We start from the raw sequence: 20,694 nt of genomic DNA on the forward strand, positions 1-20,694 counted from the left end.
TTCGATAAACCCTCTTGACTCGAACGGGTGTTCGAGTATCCTTTGGGGAGGGGATCGGGGGATTCAATGAGTGTCTTGTTGTCGGATGTGGTGTCTGGTTCTGCGGTGGGGTTACGCGGACGGTTGTGGCAGTTGTCTGCTGCTGAGTTGCGTGAGGCTGCGGTGTCGTCGAGTGCGGAGATTCTGCGTCTCGAGGCTGTGCGTGTGGCGGTGGTGGACGAGTTGTCGTTGCGCCCGGATGATCAGGTGATTGCCAGCCGCGGGGTGGGTGCGTGGGTGGCGGCGAACACGATGCTGCAGGTTCGGGACGGGAAGAAGATCGCCGCGTTGGGTGCGGCTTTGCGGCCGTTTCCGGCGGTGGCGGCTCGGTTCGATGGCGGGGATTGCTCGTTCGAGCATGCCGTGTTGATCGTGGCGTTCTGTGAATCACCACCGAAAGGCATGCCGGAGGAGGCGCTACCTCGCTGTATCGATTTGTTGTTGGCTGCTGCGTCGGGTGTGGAAGCGACGACCACGAAGGTGCGGAACGTGATCGCGACCTTGGAGCGAATCTTCGAATCCGATGAAATTCCACCCGCCGAAGACGTCGACCGGAATGAGCTGCGGATCGCGTCGACATTGAATGGTCGAGTGGTGGCGCGCGGGGATTTCGACGCCCTCACCGGGGAAATGTTGTTGTCGGCGTTGTCGAATCTGACGATGCCGACCCCGGCACCCGATGGAACCCCGGATTCTCGGTCGGCGGCGAAACGCACGGCGGACGGGTTCACCGAACTGATCCGCCGTTACCTGGACTGCGCGAAGACCGGTACCGATGGTGGTCAGCGTCCGCATGTGAACGTGCACATCAATGCTCGGGATCTGGCGGAGCATCGGGATTGCGCCGCGTCGCCTTCTGATGTGGACGACGAAGGCTCACCCGATCTGGACTTGTCGGATCTTGATGTCGGGCACATGCCCTGGCTCGGACCGCTGTCCGTGTCGCAGAGCAGGCTTCTCGGGTGTGATTGTTTCCTGTCCACTGTTCTGCTCGACGGTCACGGCGCGCCGTTGGATGCGAGACCAGGAAAGAGGTTGGTCACCGCCGAACAGCGAGTGGCGTTGATCGCCCGGGACAAGGGCTGCGCGTTCCCGGGCTGCACATGTGTGCCCGCCTGGACGGATGCGCACCATATCCGGCACTGGGCGAACGGTGGGCCGACGGTGATGAACAACCTGGTCCTGCTGTGCCGTTCACATCATCGGTTGATGCACCGCAAATCCGGGTTCGTCGGGAAATGGGCGATCCGCATCGGCGCCGACAACAAACCCTGGTTCATTCCGCCGCCCTCGATCGACCCCGGCCAGCAACCGCGGCCGGCGAACACCACCTTCAAAACCTGAGGACGAACCTCAGATGCACCAGAACATGCCCAGGTCTGTTTCAGACCCGCTGCTCTGTGTCCGACCGATTGGTGGGGGGTGGAGTCGAATGGTTGCGTGCTTTCGGGGCGGCTCTACTTTCGGGTGCCCGTGTGGCCTGTCCCACTCAGTGGGTCATTATTCCGTTGTTGCCGCGCCGGTTGTGCCAGGTCATTTGGACGTCTGACCTGCAGTGCAAAATCTTTCGTTAGAACACGTTCCAATTTCGCAGATTTGTGGCTATGGTCACAGAGATAGATGCGGGTGTGCGAATGAAAGGGTGAAGTGACGTGAAGACCAAGGGTGCAATCCTGTGGGGCCTCAACGAGAAGTGGTCCGTCGAGGAGATCGAGATCGGCGAGCCGGTAGCCGGCGAAGTTCAGATTCGCATGGAAGCGGCCGGAATGTGCCACTCCGATCACCACATCGTCACCGGCGCGACCCCGATGCCGTCGTTCCCCGTCATGGGTGGGCACGAGGGTTCGGGCGTCATCACCAAGCTCGGCCCGGAGGTCAAGGGTCTGGAGGTCGGCGACCACGTCGTTCTGTCCTTCATTCCGGCTTGTGGAACCTGTCCGGCGTGTTCGGCCGGTCATCAGAACCTGTGTGACCTCGGGATGGGCCTCCTCAGCGGCCAGGCCATCAGTGACGGCACGTACCGGATCCAGGCTCGCGGCGAAAACGTGATCCCGATGTGCCTGCTAGGGACGTTCTCGCCCTACATGGTCGTGAACCAGTCGTCAGTGGTGAAGATCGACAAGGACATTCCGTTCGAGGTTGCCGCACTCGTCGGTTGCGGCGTCCCGACCGGTTGGGGATCGGCAACCCACATCGCCGATGTGAAGCCCGGCGAAGACGTTGTGATCATGGGTGTCGGCGGCGTCGGTATCAGTGCGCTACAGGGTGCAGTTGCATCGGGCGCCCGGTACATCTTTGCCATCGACCCCGTGCCGTGGAAGCGTGAGCAGGCTCTGAAGTTCGGCGCAACGCACGCTTTCGAAAGCGCTGCCGCTGCCATTCAGCCGATCATCGACGCTACGTATGGCCGCATGGCACAGAAGACGATCATCACCGTCGGCGAAATGAAGGGTGAGTACGTCGAAGAAGCGATGATTCTGACGGCAAAGGCCGGCCGTTGTGTCGTCACCGCAATGGGGCACCTGACGGACATGGATGTGAAGCTGAACCTGTTCCTGATGGCGATGCTTCAGAAGGACCTTCAGGGCAACATTTTCGGCGGTGGCAACGCTCGCCAGGACGTGCCGAACCTCCTCGCGATGTACAAGGCAGGCAAGCTGAACCTCGACGACATGGTCACTCGGACCTACACGCTCGAAGGCGTGAACGACGGCTACCAGGACATGTTGGATGGCAAGAACATCCGCGGCGTCATCCGCTACACCGAAGCTGACTGGTGATCGGAAGCGCAACTCTTGTGCCAGTAGTCTGATCGGGTGCCCAGTACTCACAGTCTCGACGTAATCCAGCAGTGGCCGGTCGACAATGCGGCAGCGGTCGTCCTCTCCGGGAAGAATCCCGGTGAGGGCGACCGCATTCGTGGTTTCAGTGGCGACCAGGCGCATGTTTTCCCCCTGGCTTCGGTGACAAAACTGTTGTGCGCCTACGCGATTCTCGTGGCAGTGGAGGAGGGGGCGGTCGAGTTGGATGGGCCGGCCGGGCCTGAGGGGTCGACCGTTCGTCATCTCCTCGCACATGCTTCGGGATTGGCATTCGCCGAACGTGTTGTTCAGGCGCCGGTGGCGTCGAAGCGGATCTACTCGAGTGCGGGGTTCGAGGTGCTTGCCGAGTTGGTTTCCCGGGAGACCGAGATCGAATTTGCCGACTATCTGGCCGAGGCGGTGTTCGCGCCGTTGGCGATGACCAGCGCGGCTCTTGTCGGTCCGGCCGGTCACGGTGCGCAGGCATCGGCAGACGACTTGGCCAAGTTCGCGGCTGAACTGCTCTCGCCGACTCTGGTCTCGGCGCAGACGTTCGCAGAGGCGACAACTGTGCAGTTCCCGGGGCTCAACGGAATTCTTCCGGGTTACGGCTCTCAGCGCCCCAACGACTGGGGGCTCGGATTCGAAATTCGGGGCGACAAGCGTCCGCATTGGACGGGTCTCGAGAACTCGGCCGCTACCTTCGGTCATTTCGGCCAGTCCGGGACGTTCCTGTGGGTCGATCCCACGATCGATACTGCGTGCGTCGTGCTTACCGATCGCGATTTCGGTGATTGGGCCAAGCCTTTGTGGACCGAATTGTCGGATGGCGTGGTCGGTGAAGTTTCGCGGTAGAGCACAAATTTCTCTCCTTCCACTGGCGCAACACGGGTAACACAAGGCACACTGTTCAATCGAGCGTGCTGCACGAACTCGACAGAGGTCGTTGGGGAAGACGTCCCTCGTCGAAGCAGGAGGCTCGAGTGCGCGAAATGAATCAATTCGCGGACGTGACGACTGGTGTGGTTTACATCCACTCGTCGCCCGCGGCGCTGTGCCCGCACGTGGATTGGGCTCTGTCCGCCACGTTGGACAGCCCTGCCAAGCTCAGATGGACCTCACAGCCTGCCTACGACGGGCTTCTGCGTGCGACGACGGACTGGACGGGTCCCGTCGGAACCTGTGCCCGCCTGGTCGACTCGCTACGCGCGTGGCCGATGTTGCGGTTCGAGGTCACCGAGGACCCGAGTCATGGCGTCGACGGCGAACGGTACAGCCATGTGCCCGGTCTGGGCCTGTGGCGCGGATCCACCAGTGCGAACGGTGATGTCGTCGTAGGGGAGATGAAACTGCGGTCCATCATGAATTCCGGTGGAGACATCGCCGCGGAAATCGATCGGGCGATAGGTACACCGTGGGACGAGGAACTCGAACCCTTCCGGAGTTCAGGCGAAGGTGCCGAAGTGACATGGCTGCGAAGGCGTGTCAGCTGACCGAGGTCCATCCTGAACCCGGAGTGCTCTCGCGGCTTGAACGACAAAGACTTGAATGACAAAGGTGGGCCCCGCCGTATCGGCGAGGCCCACCTTGCTGTCCAGGGTTGTCAGAGCGGAATGTTCTTGTGCCGCGCGCGGACAGATGGTGCAGACGCGAGGGCAGCGGTCACGATGCTGCGAGTCTTCGCCGGGTCGATTTCCTCGTCGACGACGCCGATTTCGACCGCGCGGTCGACGCCGCCCGCGATTGCCTCGTGCTCGGCAGCGAGTCGGTCGTGCAATGCTTCACGCTCGTCGTCCGGTGCAGCTGCGAGGGCCCGCTTGTGCAGGATGCCGACAGCAGCCTTCGCACCCATCACGGCTACTTCGGAGTTGGGCCAAGCGAATACGGCCGTGGCTCCCAGTGCTCGCGAGTTCATCGCGATGTAGGCGCCGCCGTAGATCTTTCGAGTGACGACGGTGACGCGGGGGACCGTTGCCTCGGCGAAGGCGTGAAGTAACTTCGCTCCGCGTCGGACAACGCCTTCCCACTCCATCGAGACGCCCGGCAAATACCCGGGAACATCGACGACGACCACGAGCGGCACGCCGAATGCGTTGCACAGTCGCACGAATCGAGCGGCCTTCTCTGCACTTTCGGAGTTCAGGCACCCCCCGAGTCGCAGTGGGTTGTTCGCAATGACGCCAACGGTGCGTCCGGCCATCCGGCCGAAACCGGTGACGATGCTCCGAGCGTAATTGCCTTGCAGTTCTTCGAAACTCGACTCGCCTTCGACGTTGTCGAGCATTTCGTGAACGATGGGACGAACGTCGTATGCACGTTTTGCGGACGCAGGCATCATGGCGCGCAGATCGCTGTCGCCGAGTTCCGCTGCCCGCTGATCGAATTCGCCCTGCTCGCACATCATCGAGACCAGGCGTCGTGCGCGGTGCAATGCGTCGGCCTCGTCGTGTGCGGCGATGTGCGCGACACCCGACTTCTTGGTGTGTGTGTCCGGACCGCCGAGTGACACCATGTCGACCTGTTCGCCGGTGACACTACGAACTACGTCTGGCCCGGTGACGAACACTCGGCCTTCCGGCGCCATGATCACGACATCGGTGAGGGCTGGACCGTATGCGGCTCCACCAGCCGCGAAGCCGAGCACGACGGAAATTTGAGGTATGAGACCCGACGCGCGGACCATGGCCTCGAAGACCAGTCCGACGGCGTGGAGTGCCTCGACGCCTTCAGCCAGACGCGCGCCACCGGAGTGCCAGAGGCCCACGATGGGGGACTCTTCCTCGATAGCGGTATCGATGGCTTTGACGAGGTGTTTGCAACCGTCGACGCCCATGGCGCCACCCATGACAGTGGCGTCGGAGCAGTATGCGATGGTGCGGACGCCGTCGATGTTTCCGGACGCGGCGAGCACACCGGACTTGTCACGGGCGTGGAGCGGCACTGTTGTGCCGGGGTCGAACAGATTTTCCAGGCGCGCAAGAGGATCGCGCGGGTCTGTCGATGATTCGGACTTTGTCACGGGGGCCAGGATGGTCATCGCGTCCTCCTTCAGTACGAGCCTTGGGTGGAACGAAAGGTCGGTGTTGTCCGCGGGTGACGTTGTGTTGCAACGACACCCGCGGACAGGTGCAAACCGCGGTTCGGGCTAGGCCCGACCGAAGGCGAGCGCGACATTGTGCCCACCGAAACCGAACGAGTTGTTCAGTGCGAAATCGAAAGAGCCGGCTCGGGGTTCGCCCTTGACGACATCGAGATCGATTTCTGGATCCTGGCTGTCAACATTGAGCGTGGGCGGGATGATCCCGTCACGCACTGCCAGAACCGTGAGGACTGATTCGAGGGCGCCGACAGCGCCGATCGAGTGTCCCAGCGCGGATTTCGGGCCGTACACCGCAGCGTGATTGCCGACCGCTGCGTTGATTGCCTTTGCCTCTGCGATGTCACCGATCGGCGTCGCAGTGGCGTGGGCGTTGATGTGCTTGATGTCGGACTTCGTCAGTCCGGCCATCTCGATTGCTCGGGTCATGGCTCGCGCCGCGCCCAGGCCTTCCGGATGCGGTGCCACGATGTGGTACCCGTCCGAAGTGATTCCGGAACCAAGCAGGCGGGCGTGAATCGTTGCCCCGCGTGCCTTGGCGTGCTCCTCGGTTTCGAGGATCATCAGGGCGCCGGCTTCGCCGAAGACAAATCCGTCGCGGTCCTTGTCGAAAGGACGTGAAGCTGCGGCCGGATTGTCGTTGTTGGTGCTCATCGCACGCATCATGGCGAAGCTCGCGATCGGAACGGCGTCGATGAAGCTCTCGACTCCACCAGCCACAACCATGTCCGCGTCACCCATGACAAGCATGCGGTGAGCGTGAGCAATTGCCTCGGAACCTGATGAACATGCCGACACCGGAGTGATGACGCCACCGCGGGCCCCGAGTTCGAGTCCGACCGTTGCGGCCGGTCCGTTGGGCATGACCATCTGCACCGAGAACGGGGACACCTTGCGGTATCCGCCGCCACGGAGCTTGTCGACGGCGTCGATGAGCGTGTCGCCGCCGCCGAGTCCGGTGCCGATGACAACGGCCAGGCGGTCCTGATCGACTTCAGGGCTGCCGGCGTTGCTCCAGACCGTGCGACTCAACGTGAGGGCAAGGCGTTCCACCCAGCTCATCCGTCGAATTTCGACGCGGGACAAGCCCTCGTCCGGTGAAACCTTCAGGTGCCCGCCGATGCGAATGGGAAGGTCGAACTCGTCGATGAACGGGTCATCGAGGATTCCGATGCCGCTTTCGCCGGCGAGTAGCGCCTTCCACGTGCCATCCACATCACCAGCCACCGAGGTCGACGTCGCGAGGCTCGTGACGACGATGTCGGGGAATTTCCCTTTGCGGGTAGAAGCGGAAGTCACGGTCGGCTCACTCTGCGTTCTTGGCTTCGGCGCCTTCGGCTTCGAGCTTCTGGATGTACGCGACGATGTCGCCGACGGTGCGCAGACCTGCAAGATCCTCGTCGGGGACCTTCACGCCGTACTTGTCTTCGGTCTGAACGGCGATCTCGACCATGGACAGGGAGTCGATATCGAGGTCGTCCACGAAGGACTTGTCAACGGTGACCTCGGAAGGCTCGATACCGGTGACCTCCTCCACGATCTGGCCGAGTTCCGCGATGATTTCTTCCTGAGTGTGGGCCACTGGTGTGGCTCCCTTCTTGATCGATTGAGGTGGGGTGAAACGTCCGGCCGCCGTTCGGGCTGATCGGCCGGGTGGGCGTCCGAGCTTAGGTCAGCTCGGACAGTGCGGAGATATCCTCCGGGTTCTTGAGGGCCACCGTCGGTGTGCCACGCATTTCACGCTTGGCAATTCCGACGAGGGTTCCGGCCGGCGGGAGTTCCACGATCGCGCTGACTTCTGCTGCCCGCAACGACGCGGAGCAGAGGTCCCAACGAACGGGGCGGGTTACCTGCGCGGCAAGCTTGGTGAGGGCGTCGGCGCCCGAGGAGACGGGTGCGCCATCCGAGTTGGAAAGCAGCGTGCGCGTCGGATCGGAAGGGGTGATCTTGGCGGCAGCAGCTGCGACGGCGTCCTGCGCCGGCGCCATGAAGCGGGTGTGGAAAGCTCCGGCGACGGGTAGTGCGCGGACTCGGGCCTTTTCGGGTGCGTTTGCTGCGAGTTCTTCGAGCGCGGTGAGCAGTCCGGCCGCCACGATCTGGCCGGCCGCATTGCGGTTGGCTGCTTCCAGCCCGAGTTCTTCGATTCGTGCGAGCACTTCGGCTTCGTCTCCACCGAGAACGGCTGACATGCCCGTGGGCTCGAGCGAACAAGCCTTGGCCATCTCGGCGCCACGGAGGGCGGCAAGCGCGACCGCGTCGTCAGCAGAGATAACACCGGCGACCGCAGCAGCGGCAAGCTCACCCACCGAATGGCCGGCAGCGATGACGTCGGCGCCGAGGAGCCCACGTGATTCGATTTCCTCGTATGCCAGCAGAGCAGCGGCAACGACGAGGGGCTGGGTTACCGAGGTGTCGGTGATTTCTTCGGCGGTCGCGGTCGTGCCGAGTCGGACCAGGTCCAGGCCGGCTGCCTTCGACCACACTTCGAGGCGGTCTTGTGCTCCGGGCAGTGCCAGCCAGGGGCTGAGCATGCCGGGTGTCTGAGAGCCCTGTCCCGGGGCGAGCAACGAAATCACTTATTAAGAGAACACCGCCGCGAGCGACCTGCGAGATGTCGGTCGCGATGAACTCTGGCGAAGTGTTTTGTAGAGTTCCCACAAAATCCCACGTCGCGCTCGGCCATCGAAATTGGACGCTCAGGGGTTACAGGTTTGTTTGTCCGGATGTTAAGGATGTGACTGAAGTAACCGAATTGTTCGATTTGAGATCGATTTGTGTCAATCGGCCCACGGTAGCGGCGATCCGTAGTACATACGCGTCGCGTGGATTCGTTGGATCCCGGCCGGTAACTTCGGCGATTCGCTTCAAGCGGTACCGAACGGTATTTGGATGAACAAACAGAAGACGTGCACAAGTCTCGACCGCACCTCCACAGTCGAGATAACTGTCTAAAGTATCGGTCAAGACTGTGCCGGATTCAGCTAAAGGTGCGACGAGGAAATCGCGAAGAGCCTTCACGGCAGCGGCGTCTCCCAGTAGTGCCCGTTCCGGGAGCAGTTCAGTCGCGAAAACGGGACGAGGTGCGCCGCGCCACCCGGCAACAGCCTTGATTCCCGCCAGAGCTTCGGACGCACTGAAGTGCGCTGCGCTCAACGAGGGTGTCGTCGGGCCGATCACCACCGGCTCGTCGGCGAAACTCATGAGCAGGTCTTGAAGGAATTGGCTGCCTTCCGTCTTACTGCTCAGCTCGCCGCTGACGATCATCACCAGTCGCGGACCCTGCACCACGGCGAGAACAGCGCGCCCGTGCGCGGCGGCAGTCGCGTGGACGGTGCCGGCAACCGAGACCCGCTCGTCCGGCGGGGGAGACCCGACGATGACGGTGGCCGGAGCCGTGGCATCCCAGTTCAAGGTGGCGGCGCGAGAGAGCATGTCCGAGCCGGTGTCTCCCTGCACGACGGCGTCGACGACGAGCGCTTCCAGTCGCGTGTCCAGGGCACCCCGCGACTCGGCAGCGCTTGCATACACCGTCGCTGCTGCGAAACCGAGTTCACGCCCGTAGCGCAGGACGGCTTCTGTCAGCGCGATCAGCTGCTGATCGTTGCGGGCGAGAGCCGGCAGCCATTTCTCGAAGAACTCCATCGCCACCCGGACCATGTCGACGGTCTGGCGCAGCGTGAGCTGTCGAGCAAGATCCTGAGGGATGACCGGAAACGACTCGTATCCGAAGCTGATCTCCGAGTCGAGTTGCCGCAGCCATTCCAGGAAATTCACCACCGACGTCTGCACCAACAGTTGAACGTCGGCGCGTTGCGAAGCGTCGAGACTGTCGAAGAACGGAAGCTGCTCCTCCATCACGGTCACGGCCTCGGTGGAGAGCCGGCCGGAGAACTGTTTGACGCGGCGGAGCAAGGCTTCTGGAAGTGGATCGCGAACCTGACGACGGCGGGCGAGTACAGCCTGCAACCCGGACGACTGTGGTCGAGTGCGGCGTACGCCCTCTTCGGGTTTCTCGGGATCAGGTTCGGGCATGAGAAAAACCTACGCCCATCGCCGCAGCGGATGTCGAGATGACACCCGCGGCGATGGGCGTAGGTCTGTTTTCGATCGCTGGGACTGTTGCCCTACGACTTAGGCGCTACCGGTGTCCCCGGTCTGCTCGGGAGCAGCATTCACGTCGTCGATGCGGTATCGGCTCGCTGCTTCGACGGCCTTCGACCGCTCGATCGATCCTTCCTTCGCCAAACCGATCAGCACGGCAACGACGATGGATTCGGCATCGACGTTGAAGTAGCGACGCGCAGCGGTGCGGGTGTCGGAGAACCCGAACCCGTCCGTGCCGAGCGTGGTGTAGTCGCCGGGAACCCACTGACGGATCTGGTCCGAGACCGCCCGCATCCAGTCCGAAGCCGCGACGACGGGGCCTTGGGCCGACGACAACGCCGTGGTGACGAAGGGAACCGGAGCATCCTCGGACGGATTGAGCAGCGCCTGACGTTCGCATTCGACGCCTTCGCGGCGCAGCTCACCCCAGGAGGTGACCGACCAGACGTCGGCCGAGACGCCCCATTCGTCGGCGAGCAGCTTCTGCGCGCGCAGCCCCTCGGGCATCGCGACACCGGAGACGAGGATCTGTGCCTTCGGGCCCGATGCTTCGGACGTCTTGTAGAGGTAGATGCCCTTGAGCAAGCCCTCGACGTCGAGACCTTCGGGCTCGGCCGGCTGAACGTACGGCTCGTTGTAGATGGTCAGGTAGTAGAAGATGTTCTCGCCACCGAAACCGTTTACGCCCTCGGTGCCGCCGTACATGCGGCGCAAGCCGTCCTTGACGATGTGCGCCAACTCGTACGAGAACGCGGCGTCGTACGTGACAGCTGCGGGGTTGGTGGATGCCAGGAGCAGGGAGTGTCCGTCGGCGTGCTGGAGACCTTCACCGGTCAGAGTGGTACGACCGGCGGTTGCGCCGAGAACGAATCCCCGAGCCATCTGGTCGGCAGCCGCCCACAGGCCGTCGCCGGTGCGCTGGAAACCGAACATCGAGTAGAAGATGTACAGCGGAATCATCGGTTCACCGTGGGTGGCGTACGACGTGCCGACTGCGGTGAACGAAGCCGTCGAACCGGCCTCGTTGATGCCCTCGTGCAGGATCTGGCCGATCGGGCTCTCCTTGTAGGCGAGCATGAGTTCGGCGTCGACGGACGTGTAGAGCTGCCCGTTGCGGTTGTAGATCTTCAGCGACGGGAACCACGAGTCCATACCGAACGTGCGAGCCTCGTCCGGGATGATCGGCACGATGCGCTTGCCGATTTCCTTGTCGCGCAACAGTTCCTTGAGGATGCGCACGATCGCCATGGTGGTGGCGACTTCCTGCTTGCCCGAACCCTTGCGGATGACGTCGTACGTCTTGTCCTCGGGGAGCTTGAGCGGCGCCGCATCGGTGTTGCGGGAAGGCAGGAACCCGCCCAGTGCTTTACGACGGTCGAGCATGTACTTGATCTCGGGTGCGTCGGCGCCCGGGTGGTAGTACGGAGGCAGGTACGGATCCTTCTCGAGCTCGGCGTCCGAGATCGGGATGTGCTGCATGTCGCGGAACGCCTTGAGATCGTCCAGCGTCAGCTTCTTCATCTGGTGCGTGGCGTTGCGGCCCTCGAAGTGCTTACCGAGGGTGTAGCCCTTGATGGTGTGCGCCAGGATGACCGTCGGCTGGCCCTTGTGTGCCATGGCCGCTGCGTAGGCGGCGTGGACCTTGCGGTAGTCGTGGCCACCGCGCTTGAGGTTCCAGATTTCCTGGTCTGTGAGGTCCTTGACCAGTTCCTTGGTGCGGGGGTCACGTCCGAAGAAGTGATCGCGTACGAACGCGCCGTCGTTGGCCTTGTACGTCTGGTAGTCACCGTCCGGCGTCACGTTCATCAGGTTGACCAGTGCGCCGTCGCGATCGGCGTGCAGCAGCGCATCCCACTCGCGACCCCAGACGACCTTGATGACGTTCCAGCCGGCACCGCGGAAGAACGATTCCAGTTCCTGGATGATCTTTCCGTTGCCGCGGACCGGGCCGTCGAGGCGTTGGAGGTTGCAGTTCACCACGAACGTGAGGTTGTCGAGGCCTTCGGTTGCCGCGACGTGAGCGAGGCCGCGTGACTCGGGCTCGTCCATTTCGCCGTCGCCGAGGAACGCCCACACGTGCTGATCGGTGGTGTCCTTGATGCCGCGGTCGTTGAGGTAGTGGTTGAACCGGGCCTGGTAGATGGCGTTCATCGGGCCGAGGCCCATCGAGACCGTCGGGAACTCCCAGAAGTCGGGAAGCAGCCGCGGGTGCGGGTAGGACGGCAGTGCGCCGCCGAAGTCGGCGTGGGACTTCTCCTGGCGGAATCCGTCGAGCTGTTCCGCGGGGATCCGGCCCTCGAGGAAGGCGCGCGCGTAGATGCCGGGGGAGGCGTGCCCCTGGATGAAGATGTGGTCGCCGCCGCCGGGATGGTCCTTGCCGCGGAAGAAGTGGTTGAAGCCGACCTCGTACAACGCTGCCGAGGATGCGTAGGTGGAGATGTGACCGCCGACGCCGACGCCCGGTCGCTGAGCGCGGTGGACCATGATCGCGGCGTTCCAACGGATCCAGGCGCGATAGCGGCGCTCGACCTCTTCGTCACCGGGGAACCACGGCTCGTTTTCGGTCGGAATCGTGTTGACGTAGTCGGTCGAAGTGAGCGCGGGGAGTGCGACGTGCTTCTCGCCGGCGCGTTCGAGCATGCGGAGCATGAGGTAGCGGGCACGCGTGGGTCCGGATCGATCCAGAAGTCCGTCGAATGATTCGAGCCATTCGGTGGTCTCGTCCGGATCGATGTCCGGCAGGTACGACGCAACACCTTCGCGAATGACGCGAACGCGACCGTCGGTTCCCCCCGGCGTATTCGACGCGGGCGAACCCGACTCGCCGGCGGCGCCGGAATCGGCGTTCTGCCCGGACGCGGGACCCTGGATCAGGTCAGACAACGTGTGCTCCTCATTGGTTTGGGGACGCGTGGTGGGGCGTCCTTACATAGGTGATCGAGGCCTTGTTAGGTCCGACGCACTTCCATCGTGAATATGGCGCGTACCTCATCTTTCACCATCCCGGTCGGTCCGGCACACCTCGCCTCTGGTTACTCTCGGGTAGCGTTTTTCGGCGTGACGCAGGGGTGTGATGGTTCCCCGTAGTCACAGGCTTGGGGGATCGATCGGAACGTATGAAGGGGTGGGAAAAAATAAACAAAGAAATCAATTACGGCAGGGTCGGGGCGTGGGTCTCGGTCGGATCGATCGCAGTGGGACTGTCGGTGATCGTGGGATGTTCGGCGGCGGTGACCGGATCGGCAGTACCCAATGAAGCGCACGTGGCTGCATACCAATCCGAGGTGAGTATTTCGATGGCCGCCGCATCCTCGTCGAAAGCGGCGGCAGATGCGGCAGAGGCGGCGTTCGCGATCTGTGAGGAAGCGGTCTCCCGATCGAAAAACGACGTGGTCGCGTTCAATGCCTACGTCGACGCCGGAAATCATGGTGAGACCGACCTGAGAGCCGAAGCAAGCGCTGCTGCTTCCTCGGCAAGGGAGACGGCCTCGTGGTTCGACTCGGTCTCGAGTGAACTTCCGACGCAACTTTCCGGACTGTTCGCCGAATTGGCCGCGAACCTACGTTCATCTGCTGTCGTGATCGAGAGTGATCATTCGGCCGATGAAATCAATTCGATCAGCGATACGAGCAATTCGATTCGCAGGTCGATCTTCGATGAATGTGGATCCCTGTGACCTGCGGTAATCCGCAGGCGTAAGGTTCGCCGTGTGTCAGAAGACGATCTTTGGTGAAAGTTTTCGGCGTGGTCGGCTTGCGCTAACGCCTCAGACCATGTTCGCTTTCCCTAATTGATCGTCAAACGGTAGGTGTGCGGGGTCGCCACACACCATCAACAAAAGGAGGACCCCACCGTGGTCGCCGCGGCGGATGCCCAGAACTACGCTCAGAAACTCGGGATTACCACTGACATGGTGGTGCAGGAACTGGGCTGGGATGAGGATACCGACGACGGCATTCGTGCCGCGGTTGAGGAAACCATCGGCGGGGAAATGCTCGACGAGGATTCCGACGAGGTCATCGACGTCGTGCTGCTGTGGTGGCGCGACGAGGACGGTGACCTGGTAGATGCCTTGATGGATGCCATCGGGCCCCTCGCCGACGAAGGCTTCGTGTGGGTTCTCACTCCCAAGACCGGTCTCGACGGACACGTCGAGCCCAGCGAGATCGCCGAATCGGCGCCGACTGCCGGCCTGACGCAGACATCGGCAGCCAACCTCGGTGACTGGTCGGGAAGTCGACTGGTTCAGCCGAAGGCTCGTCCGGCCAACAAGCGCTGACCCGGTCCTTTCCGCACTTTCCCAAGGAATCGCACATGCCTCTCGAAGTTGGTGCCCAGGCACCGGATTTCACCTTGAAGGACCAGAACAACCAGGAAGTCTCGCTAGCAGATTTCCGCGGTAAGAAGAACGTTCTGCTGGTCTTCTATCCGTTGGCCTTCACCGGGACTTGTCAGGGGGAACTCTGCAAGGTCCGTGACGAGCTTCCGAAGTTCGAAAACGACGACACCGCCATTCTCGCGATTTCTGTCGGTGCTTCGCCGACTCACAAGATCTGGTCAGCTGAGCAGGGATACACATTTCCCTTGCTGTCGGACTTCTGGCCGCACGGTGAGGTCGCTCAGAAGTACGAGGTGTTCAACGACAAGTTGGGCTTCGCGAATCGTGGCACCTTTGTCATCGACAAAGACGGAATCATTCGTTTTGCCGAGATGAACGGCCCCGGAGAAGCCCGTGACCACGGACTTTGGGCAAACGCGCTTGCCGCGCTAGAGTCTTAGAGCACTCCCGGTGAGGGTCTCACCGGGAGTTCGGGCGTGTAGCTCAGTGGTAGAGCTCTGGTTTTACACACCAGCGGTCGGGGGTTCGAAACCCTCCGCGCCCACCGAAGAATTCAAGCCCCGATCTGCGTCGACGCAGATCGGGGTTTTTTCATTTTCGGCAACGAATTGTCCGCAATACGCCATTCTGGACGCATGTCCAGTTCTGTGATCGAAGTAGCCGTCGACCCGACGCGCGTGCATCCCACCCGTCCGCACATACACATCGCCGAGATGCCCAGTCTCAGTGTTGCGTTGTTCGCGGGGCAGACGATCCGGGTTCGTTCCCAGAGCGACGCACTGGCGACCGGGATTGCCCGTGTCTGGGAAATCAACCGAATGCACCGCTTGATCTACCTGACGATCGACTGGGACGGGTAGAGATCGGCTCGTGCAGACACGTGACGGTTGGCCAGAGAACGAGCGTCGCTGCTACAACTACGCTCGTGCAGATTTCGGTTCGTTCGTCCCAATCTCGATTCAATGCGCGAGCTGCCGGGCTTCTCCTCGGCTTCGTTGCGGATCGGGCATTCGCCGATCCGGGGCGGTTCCATCCGGTTGCCGGCTTCGGAACCGCGGCTATCGCGCTGCAGAAGATGTCCTACCGGGACTCGCGAGCGGCCGGAACACTTCATGTCGCTGTGCTCTTGGCCGGCACCGCTGGACTTGGGCTCGCAGCCGAAGCAGCGTCGCGCCGGGCCGGTTGGGTGGCCGTCACGGGTACGACGGCGATAGCTACCTGGGCCGTGCTCGGCGGGACGTCGCTTGCACGCACCGGCATCGACATGGCCGCTCGATTGGAGGCGTCACAGGTCGATCGCGACCTGACGAAAGCGCGTGAGCTACTTCCTTCACTCTGTGGACGCGATCCATCGGTACTGGGCGAGGAGGGCCTCACGCGTGCAGCGCTGGAGTCGGTCGCCGAAAACACCTCGGATGCAAGCGTCGGTGCAATGTTCTGGGGTGCAATTGCGGGCGTGCCGGGTCTGTTCGTCTACCGCGCCGCCAACACCCTCGACGCGATGATCGGCTACCGCTCCGAGAAATACCGCAGATTCGGGTGGGCTGCGGCGAGGTTCGACGATCTGGTCAACATCGTCCCCGCTCGGCTGACCGGTGCGCTGACGGCTGCGTGTGCACCGGTGGTAGGCGGCTCGGTTCAGGAATCACTGGCAGCGTGGAAACGCGACGCAGCGGCTCATCCAAGCCCCAATGCGGGCGTCGCGGAAGCGTCGGCGGCAGGGGCGTTGGGCATTTCGTTGGGTGGTCGGACCGAGTACGCGCACGGGGTGGAGATGCGTCCCGTCCTCGGCCGCGGGCTTGTGCCGACGCCGAACGATCTGCGCCGCGCGTCGAGGCTTTCGTCGGCGGTGCAGATCAGTGCAGTTGTGGTGTCAGCGGGTATTTCAGCGGGTATTGCCGTATCGATCGGCAAGTTTGGCTTCCTGCGCCGTCAGCGGCACTGATTCCGGCTCCGGCTTCTTGCGACGGCTGAAGGTACGAGTCGGTTCGGCGGGGGGTGCGGCAGGCGCGGATACCGGCGCTTCCGGGGTCGTCTCGGTAGCGGCGTCGTCCGCTGCGAAGCCGTCGACAGCTGCTTGAGCTGCCTTCTCCTTGCGACGTTCGCGCCACTCCGCGCGAATGAAGTAGGCCAGTCCGAGCGGCGCCATGATGCCGAACGCCAGCCATTGGAACCCGTACGAGAGATAGGGGCCTGCATCGAGTTGGGGGAGAGGGATCGTCCCCAGGCCGCCGGGCTGGTCGGGTTCGAGTTGGATGTACGCGTCGATCAGGTCCGTTCCGATGAACTCGCCGATAGGTTGTGCGTCGATCGAGTAGACCTGTTTCGCGCCGTCCTCGAACATCGGAACTCGGCCGGGCGCGGTGCCTTCCGACAGACGCACGCGACCGTTGAGAGTGACCGGATCGGTCGGCGGCGCGGCGATGGGCGGTGCCTCGGCGCCGTTGATCGGCCGAACGTATCCGCGATTGACGAGGATCGTGCGGCCGTCGTCGAGAAGGAAAGGCGTCAGGATCTCGTACGACGGTGCGCCCTCGATGGACTGCAGTCGAACGAGGATGTCGGCGTCGGGCAGATAGGTGCCTGCCGCGGTGATGTTTCGCCATTCGTCGTCCGGTGCGATCGTCGAATCGGCGATGACGTCACCGATCGGCACGGTCTCCGCGTTGATCGAGTTCGAGATCAGATCATTGCGGTGCTCGGTCTTCGTGTTCTTGCCGAGTTGCCATGGGGCGAGCACGGTGAAGCACAGGTAGGCGAAGAGCCCGACCACAGCTGCCAGTACCAACCAACCGGGCCGCAACAGGAATTTCAGTCTTCGCACACGTCCACGGTATCCGTTGCCCGAACGGGAGTGAATTTTGCTCCGGGTTCAGGCTCGCTCGCGGATCCAGTCGAGTATGTCGGGAATGGCTGCTTCGATCTGGTCTCGCACCAGTTCGAAGTCCTCCTGATCCCCGTAGTACGGGTCCGGAACCGATTCTCCGTCCGCCTCGGGGTCGAACGATCGCAGTAGGCGCCGACGCTCGGTGGGCACGCCGAGATGAGCAAGCTCACGTTCATGGCCGGTGTCGAGGGCGACGACCAGATCGGCCGCGAGATGATCTGCATTGACCTGCGCGGCACTGTGGCCCGTCGGATATCCGGCCGCTCGGAGCACGACGTTGGTCCGCTCGTCGGCCTCGCTACCGGTGTGAAACCCCTCGGTACCGGCGCTGCTGACACGGACTCGGTCGGCGAGGCCTTCACGGTCCAGATGCGCGAGCAAGATCTTTTCGGCCATCGGTGACCGGCAGATATTGCCGGTGCACACAAACGTCACATGAAGTGGTTCAGTCACGTGGAGTGGTTCAGTGGCGGCCATCGAGAAGTCCTCCCAGTTCGGATGCCGACGATACGGAGCGAAACGCTTGCCGCGCTTCCTCGGCGGAACCGTAGCCCCATTCGACGACGACGGTGGGGATGCCGTACTTCGCGGCGCCGAGCACGTCGTGATCACGGTCGCCGATCATGAGAACGTCGGGGGTTCCGCCGTCGGATGCGAGGACGGGAGTGATCCCGAGTGAGGTCAGCGAATGCGCGATCACATCGGGTTTAGCCCGACGAGTTCCGTCGTCACTCGCGCCGCCGATGAACTCGAAGTGCTCGGCCAGGCCGAAATGTTCGAGGATTCGAATGGCGAATCGCTCCGACTTGGAGGTGGCGACGGCCAGTCGGGTGCCGCTCGCGCGAGCCTTACCCAGGACGACGTCCATGCCTTCGTACACCGAGTTCTCCTGCCACCCGGTCGCGTCGTAACGCTCGATGTACGCGGCGATCGCCCGATCCACGTCCGCCGGGGCCATACCGAGTGACCTGAAGGTGTCGACCATCGGCGGGCCGATCACCGATGCCAACATCGCTTCCGTCGGCTCCGGATGGCCGACAGTTGCCAACGCGTGTCGGAAGCCGCCGTGAATGCCGGGAGCGGAATCGGTGATGGTGCCGTCCAGATCGAACAGAACTACGGGAAAGCGGTCGAGCGGTGGTGTCGTCACGGCACTCATTGTCCCGGACGGCAGGGGTGATGTCCGCGCACGGTGCTCGACCGTAGGCTGACCGGGTGAGTACCGGAACGGTTGACCTGGAGAGCTTGCGACATCACGGCGATGTCGAAGCGGAGCCCGGGTTACTCGATTTTGCCGTCAACGTTCAAGGCTCCGGCCCGCCGAAGTGGTTGCGGGATCGGCTGGCCGCAGGGCTGGCGACGCTCGGTTCGTACCCGTCGGCCGCAGCGGAACTGAAGGCTCGCGAAACGGTCGCGCAGCGGCACGGGCGCCGGCCCGAAGAGGTGTTGTTGCTCTCGGGCGGTGCCGAGGGATTCGCGATGCTGCCGCGCCTGGGCGCTCGTTCGGCAGCGCTGATCCATCCGTCGTTCACCGAGCCGGAACTGGCACTGCGAGAGGCCGGTGTGCCGGTGACTCAAGTGATTCTGGAGCCGCCTTTCGAGCTTCGGACCGCGCAGGTACCCGAATCCGCGGACCTTGTCGTTCTGGGCAATCCGACCAACCCGACGTCCGTGCTTCACCCCAAGGCCGATGTGTTGGCATTGCGTCAGCCGGGCCGGATCCTGGTGGTGGACGAGGCCTTCGGCGACGCGGTCCCCGGCGAAACGGAGAGCATCGCCGGTGTCGAGTCGGCGGATGTACTGGTCCTTCGGAGCCTGACCAAGACGTGGGCGCTCGCCGGATTGCGGTGTGGATACGCGATCGGCTCTCCCGATCTTCTGGCTCGACTCAGTCACGGCCGAGCCCACTGGCCATTGGGCAGTCTGCAGATCGAGGCCATCACGGCGTGCTGCGAACCGTTTGCCGTCGAGCAGTCGAGGATCAAAGCCGACGCGATTGCCGTGGACCGCCGAGACATGTCGCGGCGACTGACCGAGATCGGGATTGCCGTGCACCAACCCGCTGCGGGGCCGTTCGTGCTCATCGACGTCCGTGACGGCGCCACGATGCGAGAGCACCTGCGTGCCCGCGGAATCGCCGTCCGCCGGTGCGACACCTTTCCCGGACTCGGCCCGGATCGGCTGCGCGTGGCCGTCCGTCCAGCCGGGCAGGTTGCGGTACTGATCGAAGCGATGAAGGAGATCTTGTGAGTGGCCCAACCCTTGCGGACGTCATAGCCGTGCTGGAATCCGCTTATCCGCCGGCCCTGGCGGAATCGTGGGACTCGGTCGGTCTGGTCTGCGGCGATCCGGCCGACGCTGTGACGAGAGTGGTTTTCGCGGTGGATCCGACCGAGGCAGTGGTCGACGACGCCATCGCCTCCGGTGCCGACCTTCTGGTCGTTCACCATCCACTTCTGCTGCGTGGGGTGGACACCGTCGGTGCTCACACACCCAAAGGTGCGTTGGTTCACAAGCTCATCAAGGCGGGATGCGCACTGTTCTCGGCGCACACCAATGCGGACTCGGCCGACCCCGGAGTGTCCGACGCGTTGGCGCAGGCTCTGGGCCTGACCGTGCTTCGCCCGATCGAACCCAAGCCGACGCAGCCGCTCGACAAGTGGGTCGTCATGGTTCCGGTGGAGAATGCATCGGCCGTGCAGGATGCACTTTTCGAGGCCGGGGCTGGGCGGATCGGTGACTACAGCCAGTGCAGTTGGACCGTCACCGGTACGGGTCAGTTCCTGCCCGCCGACGGAGCGAATCCGACGATCGGGACCGTCGGCGCTGTGGAGCAGGTTCGCGAGAATCGTGTGGAAGTGATTGCCCCTCGCGGAAAGCGAAGCGCAGTGCTGGGCGCATTGCGTGCCTCCCATCCGTACGAGGAACCGGCCTTCGATGTCTTCGAACTCGCAGCGTTCCCCAGTTCACTCGGACTGGGGCGGTTGGGTGAGCTCGACCACCCCGAAACCTTGCGGGAATTCACCGCGCGAGTGGCGCGCTCACTGCCCTCGACCGAGTGGGGTGTTCGCGCGGCCGGAGATCCAGACGCGACCGTTCGTACCGTGGCGGTGTGCGGCGGTTCCGGCGACTCGTATCTCGACGTGGTGGCGGCACTGGGCGCCGACGTCTACGTCACTGCGGACCTGCGGCATCATCCCGCGGACGAGCATCTACGCGCCGGTGGCCCGGCTCTGGTCGACGTCGCGCACTGGGCGAGTGAATACCCGTGGTGCGCACAGGCGAAATCGGTGCTCGACGCCGCGTTTGCCGACAATCCGGAGTGGGAAAGCCGGGTTTCGACAATTCGCACCGATCCGTGGTGTTTGAGTGCGCATTAGTGCAGCGCTCTGCAAGGTACGGTTGCACGAACAATTCAAGAGCAGT

20 protein-coding genes and 1 tRNA gene are annotated in these 20,694 nt (G+C 63.1%); 12 read left to right on the forward strand and 9 right to left on the reverse strand.

Annotated features, from left to right (window positions below; all coding sequences use genetic code 11):
* Window positions 1-66 precede the first annotated feature (66 nt).
* From GN300_RS27695 to GN300_RS27710, 4 genes are all read left to right on the forward strand, one after another.
* A complete protein-coding gene (locus GN300_RS27695) occupies window positions 67-1,383 on the forward strand; it encodes an HNH endonuclease signature motif containing protein (RefSeq protein WP_063316180.1) in 1,317 nt (438 codons plus the stop codon).
* A 308-nt stretch (window positions 1,384-1,691) separates the two neighbouring features.
* A complete protein-coding gene (locus tag GN300_RS27700) occupies window positions 1,692-2,819 on the forward strand; it encodes an NDMA-dependent alcohol dehydrogenase (protein WP_003941638.1) in 1,128 nt (375 codons plus the stop codon).
* A gap of 36 nt (window positions 2,820-2,855) precedes the next feature.
* A complete protein-coding gene (locus tag GN300_RS27705) occupies window positions 2,856-3,695 on the forward strand; it encodes a serine hydrolase (RefSeq protein ID WP_007735479.1) in 840 nt (279 codons plus the stop codon).
* Between the two features lie 128 nt (window positions 3,696-3,823).
* The gene (locus GN300_RS27710; RefSeq protein ID WP_042445731.1) at window positions 3,824-4,333 is read left to right on the forward strand and encodes a DUF3145 domain-containing protein; all 510 of its coding nucleotides are present in this window, start codon (window positions 3,824-3,826) and stop codon (window positions 4,331-4,333) included.
* Window positions 4,334-4,443: 110 nt separating this feature from the next.
* On the opposite strand, the gene GN300_RS27715 is transcribed toward GN300_RS27710, so the two are convergent.
* The 6 genes from GN300_RS27715 to aceE form a co-directional block, all read right to left on the reverse strand.
* Window positions 4,444-5,877 carry an acyl-CoA carboxylase subunit beta gene (locus GN300_RS27715; RefSeq protein WP_003941597.1) on the reverse strand — a complete coding sequence of 478 codons (1,434 nt, stop codon included), beginning with the start codon at window positions 5,875-5,877 and terminating at the stop codon, window positions 4,444-4,446.
* Window positions 5,878-5,985: 108 nt separating this feature from the next.
* The gene (locus GN300_RS27720; protein WP_063316179.1) at window positions 5,986-7,236 is read right to left on the reverse strand and encodes a KasA/KasB family beta-ketoacyl-ACP synthase; all 1,251 of its coding nucleotides are present in this window, start codon (window positions 7,234-7,236) and stop codon (window positions 5,986-5,988) included.
* 7 nt (window positions 7,237-7,243) lie between these two features.
* A complete protein-coding gene (gene acpM, locus GN300_RS27725) occupies window positions 7,244-7,519 on the reverse strand; it encodes a meromycolate extension acyl carrier protein AcpM (protein ID WP_003941649.1) in 276 nt (91 codons plus the stop codon).
* Window positions 7,520-7,604: 85 nt separating this feature from the next.
* On the reverse strand, window positions 7,605-8,513 hold the full coding sequence (locus GN300_RS27730) for an ACP S-malonyltransferase (protein WP_082845760.1): 909 nt from the start codon (window positions 8,511-8,513) through the stop codon (window positions 7,605-7,607).
* Between the two features lie 127 nt (window positions 8,514-8,640).
* Window positions 8,641-9,969: a CdaR family transcriptional regulator gene (locus GN300_RS27735; RefSeq protein WP_003941635.1), complete on the reverse strand. Its 1,329-nt coding sequence runs from the start codon at window positions 9,967-9,969 to the stop codon at window positions 8,641-8,643.
* A gap of 99 nt (window positions 9,970-10,068) precedes the next feature.
* Window positions 10,069-12,924: a pyruvate dehydrogenase (acetyl-transferring), homodimeric type gene (gene aceE, locus GN300_RS27740; RefSeq protein WP_063316177.1), complete on the reverse strand. Its 2,856-nt coding sequence runs from the start codon at window positions 12,922-12,924 to the stop codon at window positions 10,069-10,071.
* Window positions 12,925-13,235: 311 nt separating this feature from the next.
* Here aceE and GN300_RS27745 point away from each other — a divergent pair, with 311 nt between their 5' ends.
* The 6 genes from GN300_RS27745 to GN300_RS27770 all read left to right on the forward strand — a co-directional run bounded on the left by GN300_RS27745 (window position 13,236) and on the right by GN300_RS27770 (window position 16,326).
* Window positions 13,236-13,718, forward strand: a complete 483-nt coding sequence (locus tag GN300_RS27745; RefSeq protein WP_233405714.1) for a hypothetical protein — start codon at window positions 13,236-13,238, stop codon at window positions 13,716-13,718.
* 177 nt (window positions 13,719-13,895) lie between these two features.
* Window positions 13,896-14,321, forward strand: coding sequence for a DUF3052 domain-containing protein (locus tag GN300_RS27750; RefSeq protein WP_003941575.1), 426 nt, complete (start codon window positions 13,896-13,898; stop codon window positions 14,319-14,321).
* 35 nt (window positions 14,322-14,356) lie between these two features.
* Window positions 14,357-14,821, forward strand: a complete 465-nt coding sequence (locus tag GN300_RS27755; RefSeq protein ID WP_003941619.1) for a peroxiredoxin — start codon at window positions 14,357-14,359, stop codon at window positions 14,819-14,821.
* A 32-nt stretch (window positions 14,822-14,853) separates the two neighbouring features.
* Window positions 14,854-14,925 (forward strand) — tRNA-Val (locus GN300_RS27760).
* Window positions 14,926-15,016: 91 nt separating this feature from the next.
* Window positions 15,017-15,241: a hypothetical protein gene (locus tag GN300_RS27765; RefSeq protein WP_050656439.1), complete on the forward strand. Its 225-nt coding sequence runs from the start codon at window positions 15,017-15,019 to the stop codon at window positions 15,239-15,241.
* A 65-nt stretch (window positions 15,242-15,306) separates the two neighbouring features.
* Entirely contained in the window at window positions 15,307-16,326 is a 1,020-nt protein-coding gene (locus tag GN300_RS27770) for a cobalamin biosynthesis protein (protein ID WP_082845769.1), read from the forward strand.
* Here the strand turns inward: GN300_RS27770 and GN300_RS27775 are convergent.
* The 3 genes from GN300_RS27775 to GN300_RS27785 are packed head-to-tail and all read right to left on the reverse strand — an operon-like array spanning window position 16,267 to window position 18,427.
* Window positions 16,267-17,205, reverse strand: coding sequence for an SURF1 family protein (locus GN300_RS27775; RefSeq protein WP_042445745.1), 939 nt, complete (start codon window positions 17,203-17,205; stop codon window positions 16,267-16,269). The genes GN300_RS27770 and GN300_RS27775 overlap by 60 nt on opposite strands.
* 48 nt (window positions 17,206-17,253) lie before the next feature.
* Complete coding sequence (locus GN300_RS27780; RefSeq protein WP_007735468.1) at window positions 17,254-17,745, reverse strand: low molecular weight protein-tyrosine-phosphatase; 492 nt, start codon at window positions 17,743-17,745, stop codon at window positions 17,254-17,256.
* Window positions 17,732-18,427, reverse strand: coding sequence for an HAD hydrolase-like protein (locus GN300_RS27785; RefSeq protein ID WP_042445748.1), 696 nt, complete (start codon window positions 18,425-18,427; stop codon window positions 17,732-17,734). Before GN300_RS27785 ends, GN300_RS27780 begins: the two co-directional genes overlap by 14 nt.
* 56 nt (window positions 18,428-18,483) lie before the next feature.
* Here GN300_RS27785 and cobC point away from each other — a divergent pair, with 56 nt between their 5' ends.
* Window positions 18,484-19,518, forward strand: a complete 1,035-nt coding sequence (gene cobC, locus GN300_RS27790) for an Rv2231c family pyridoxal phosphate-dependent protein CobC (protein ID WP_063316176.1) — start codon at window positions 18,484-18,486, stop codon at window positions 19,516-19,518.
* Window positions 19,515-20,648: a Nif3-like dinuclear metal center hexameric protein gene (locus GN300_RS27795; protein WP_030537562.1), complete on the forward strand. Its 1,134-nt coding sequence runs from the start codon at window positions 19,515-19,517 to the stop codon at window positions 20,646-20,648. The genes cobC and GN300_RS27795 overlap by 4 nt, the downstream gene beginning before the upstream one ends.
* The last annotated feature ends 46 nt before the right edge of the window (window positions 20,649-20,694 follow it).

Origin of the sequence: Rhodococcus sp. Ni2 (genome assembly GCF_021352185.1) — a bacterium.
Lineage (GTDB): Bacteria > Actinomycetota > Actinomycetes > Mycobacteriales > Mycobacteriaceae > Rhodococcus_F > Rhodococcus_F qingshengii.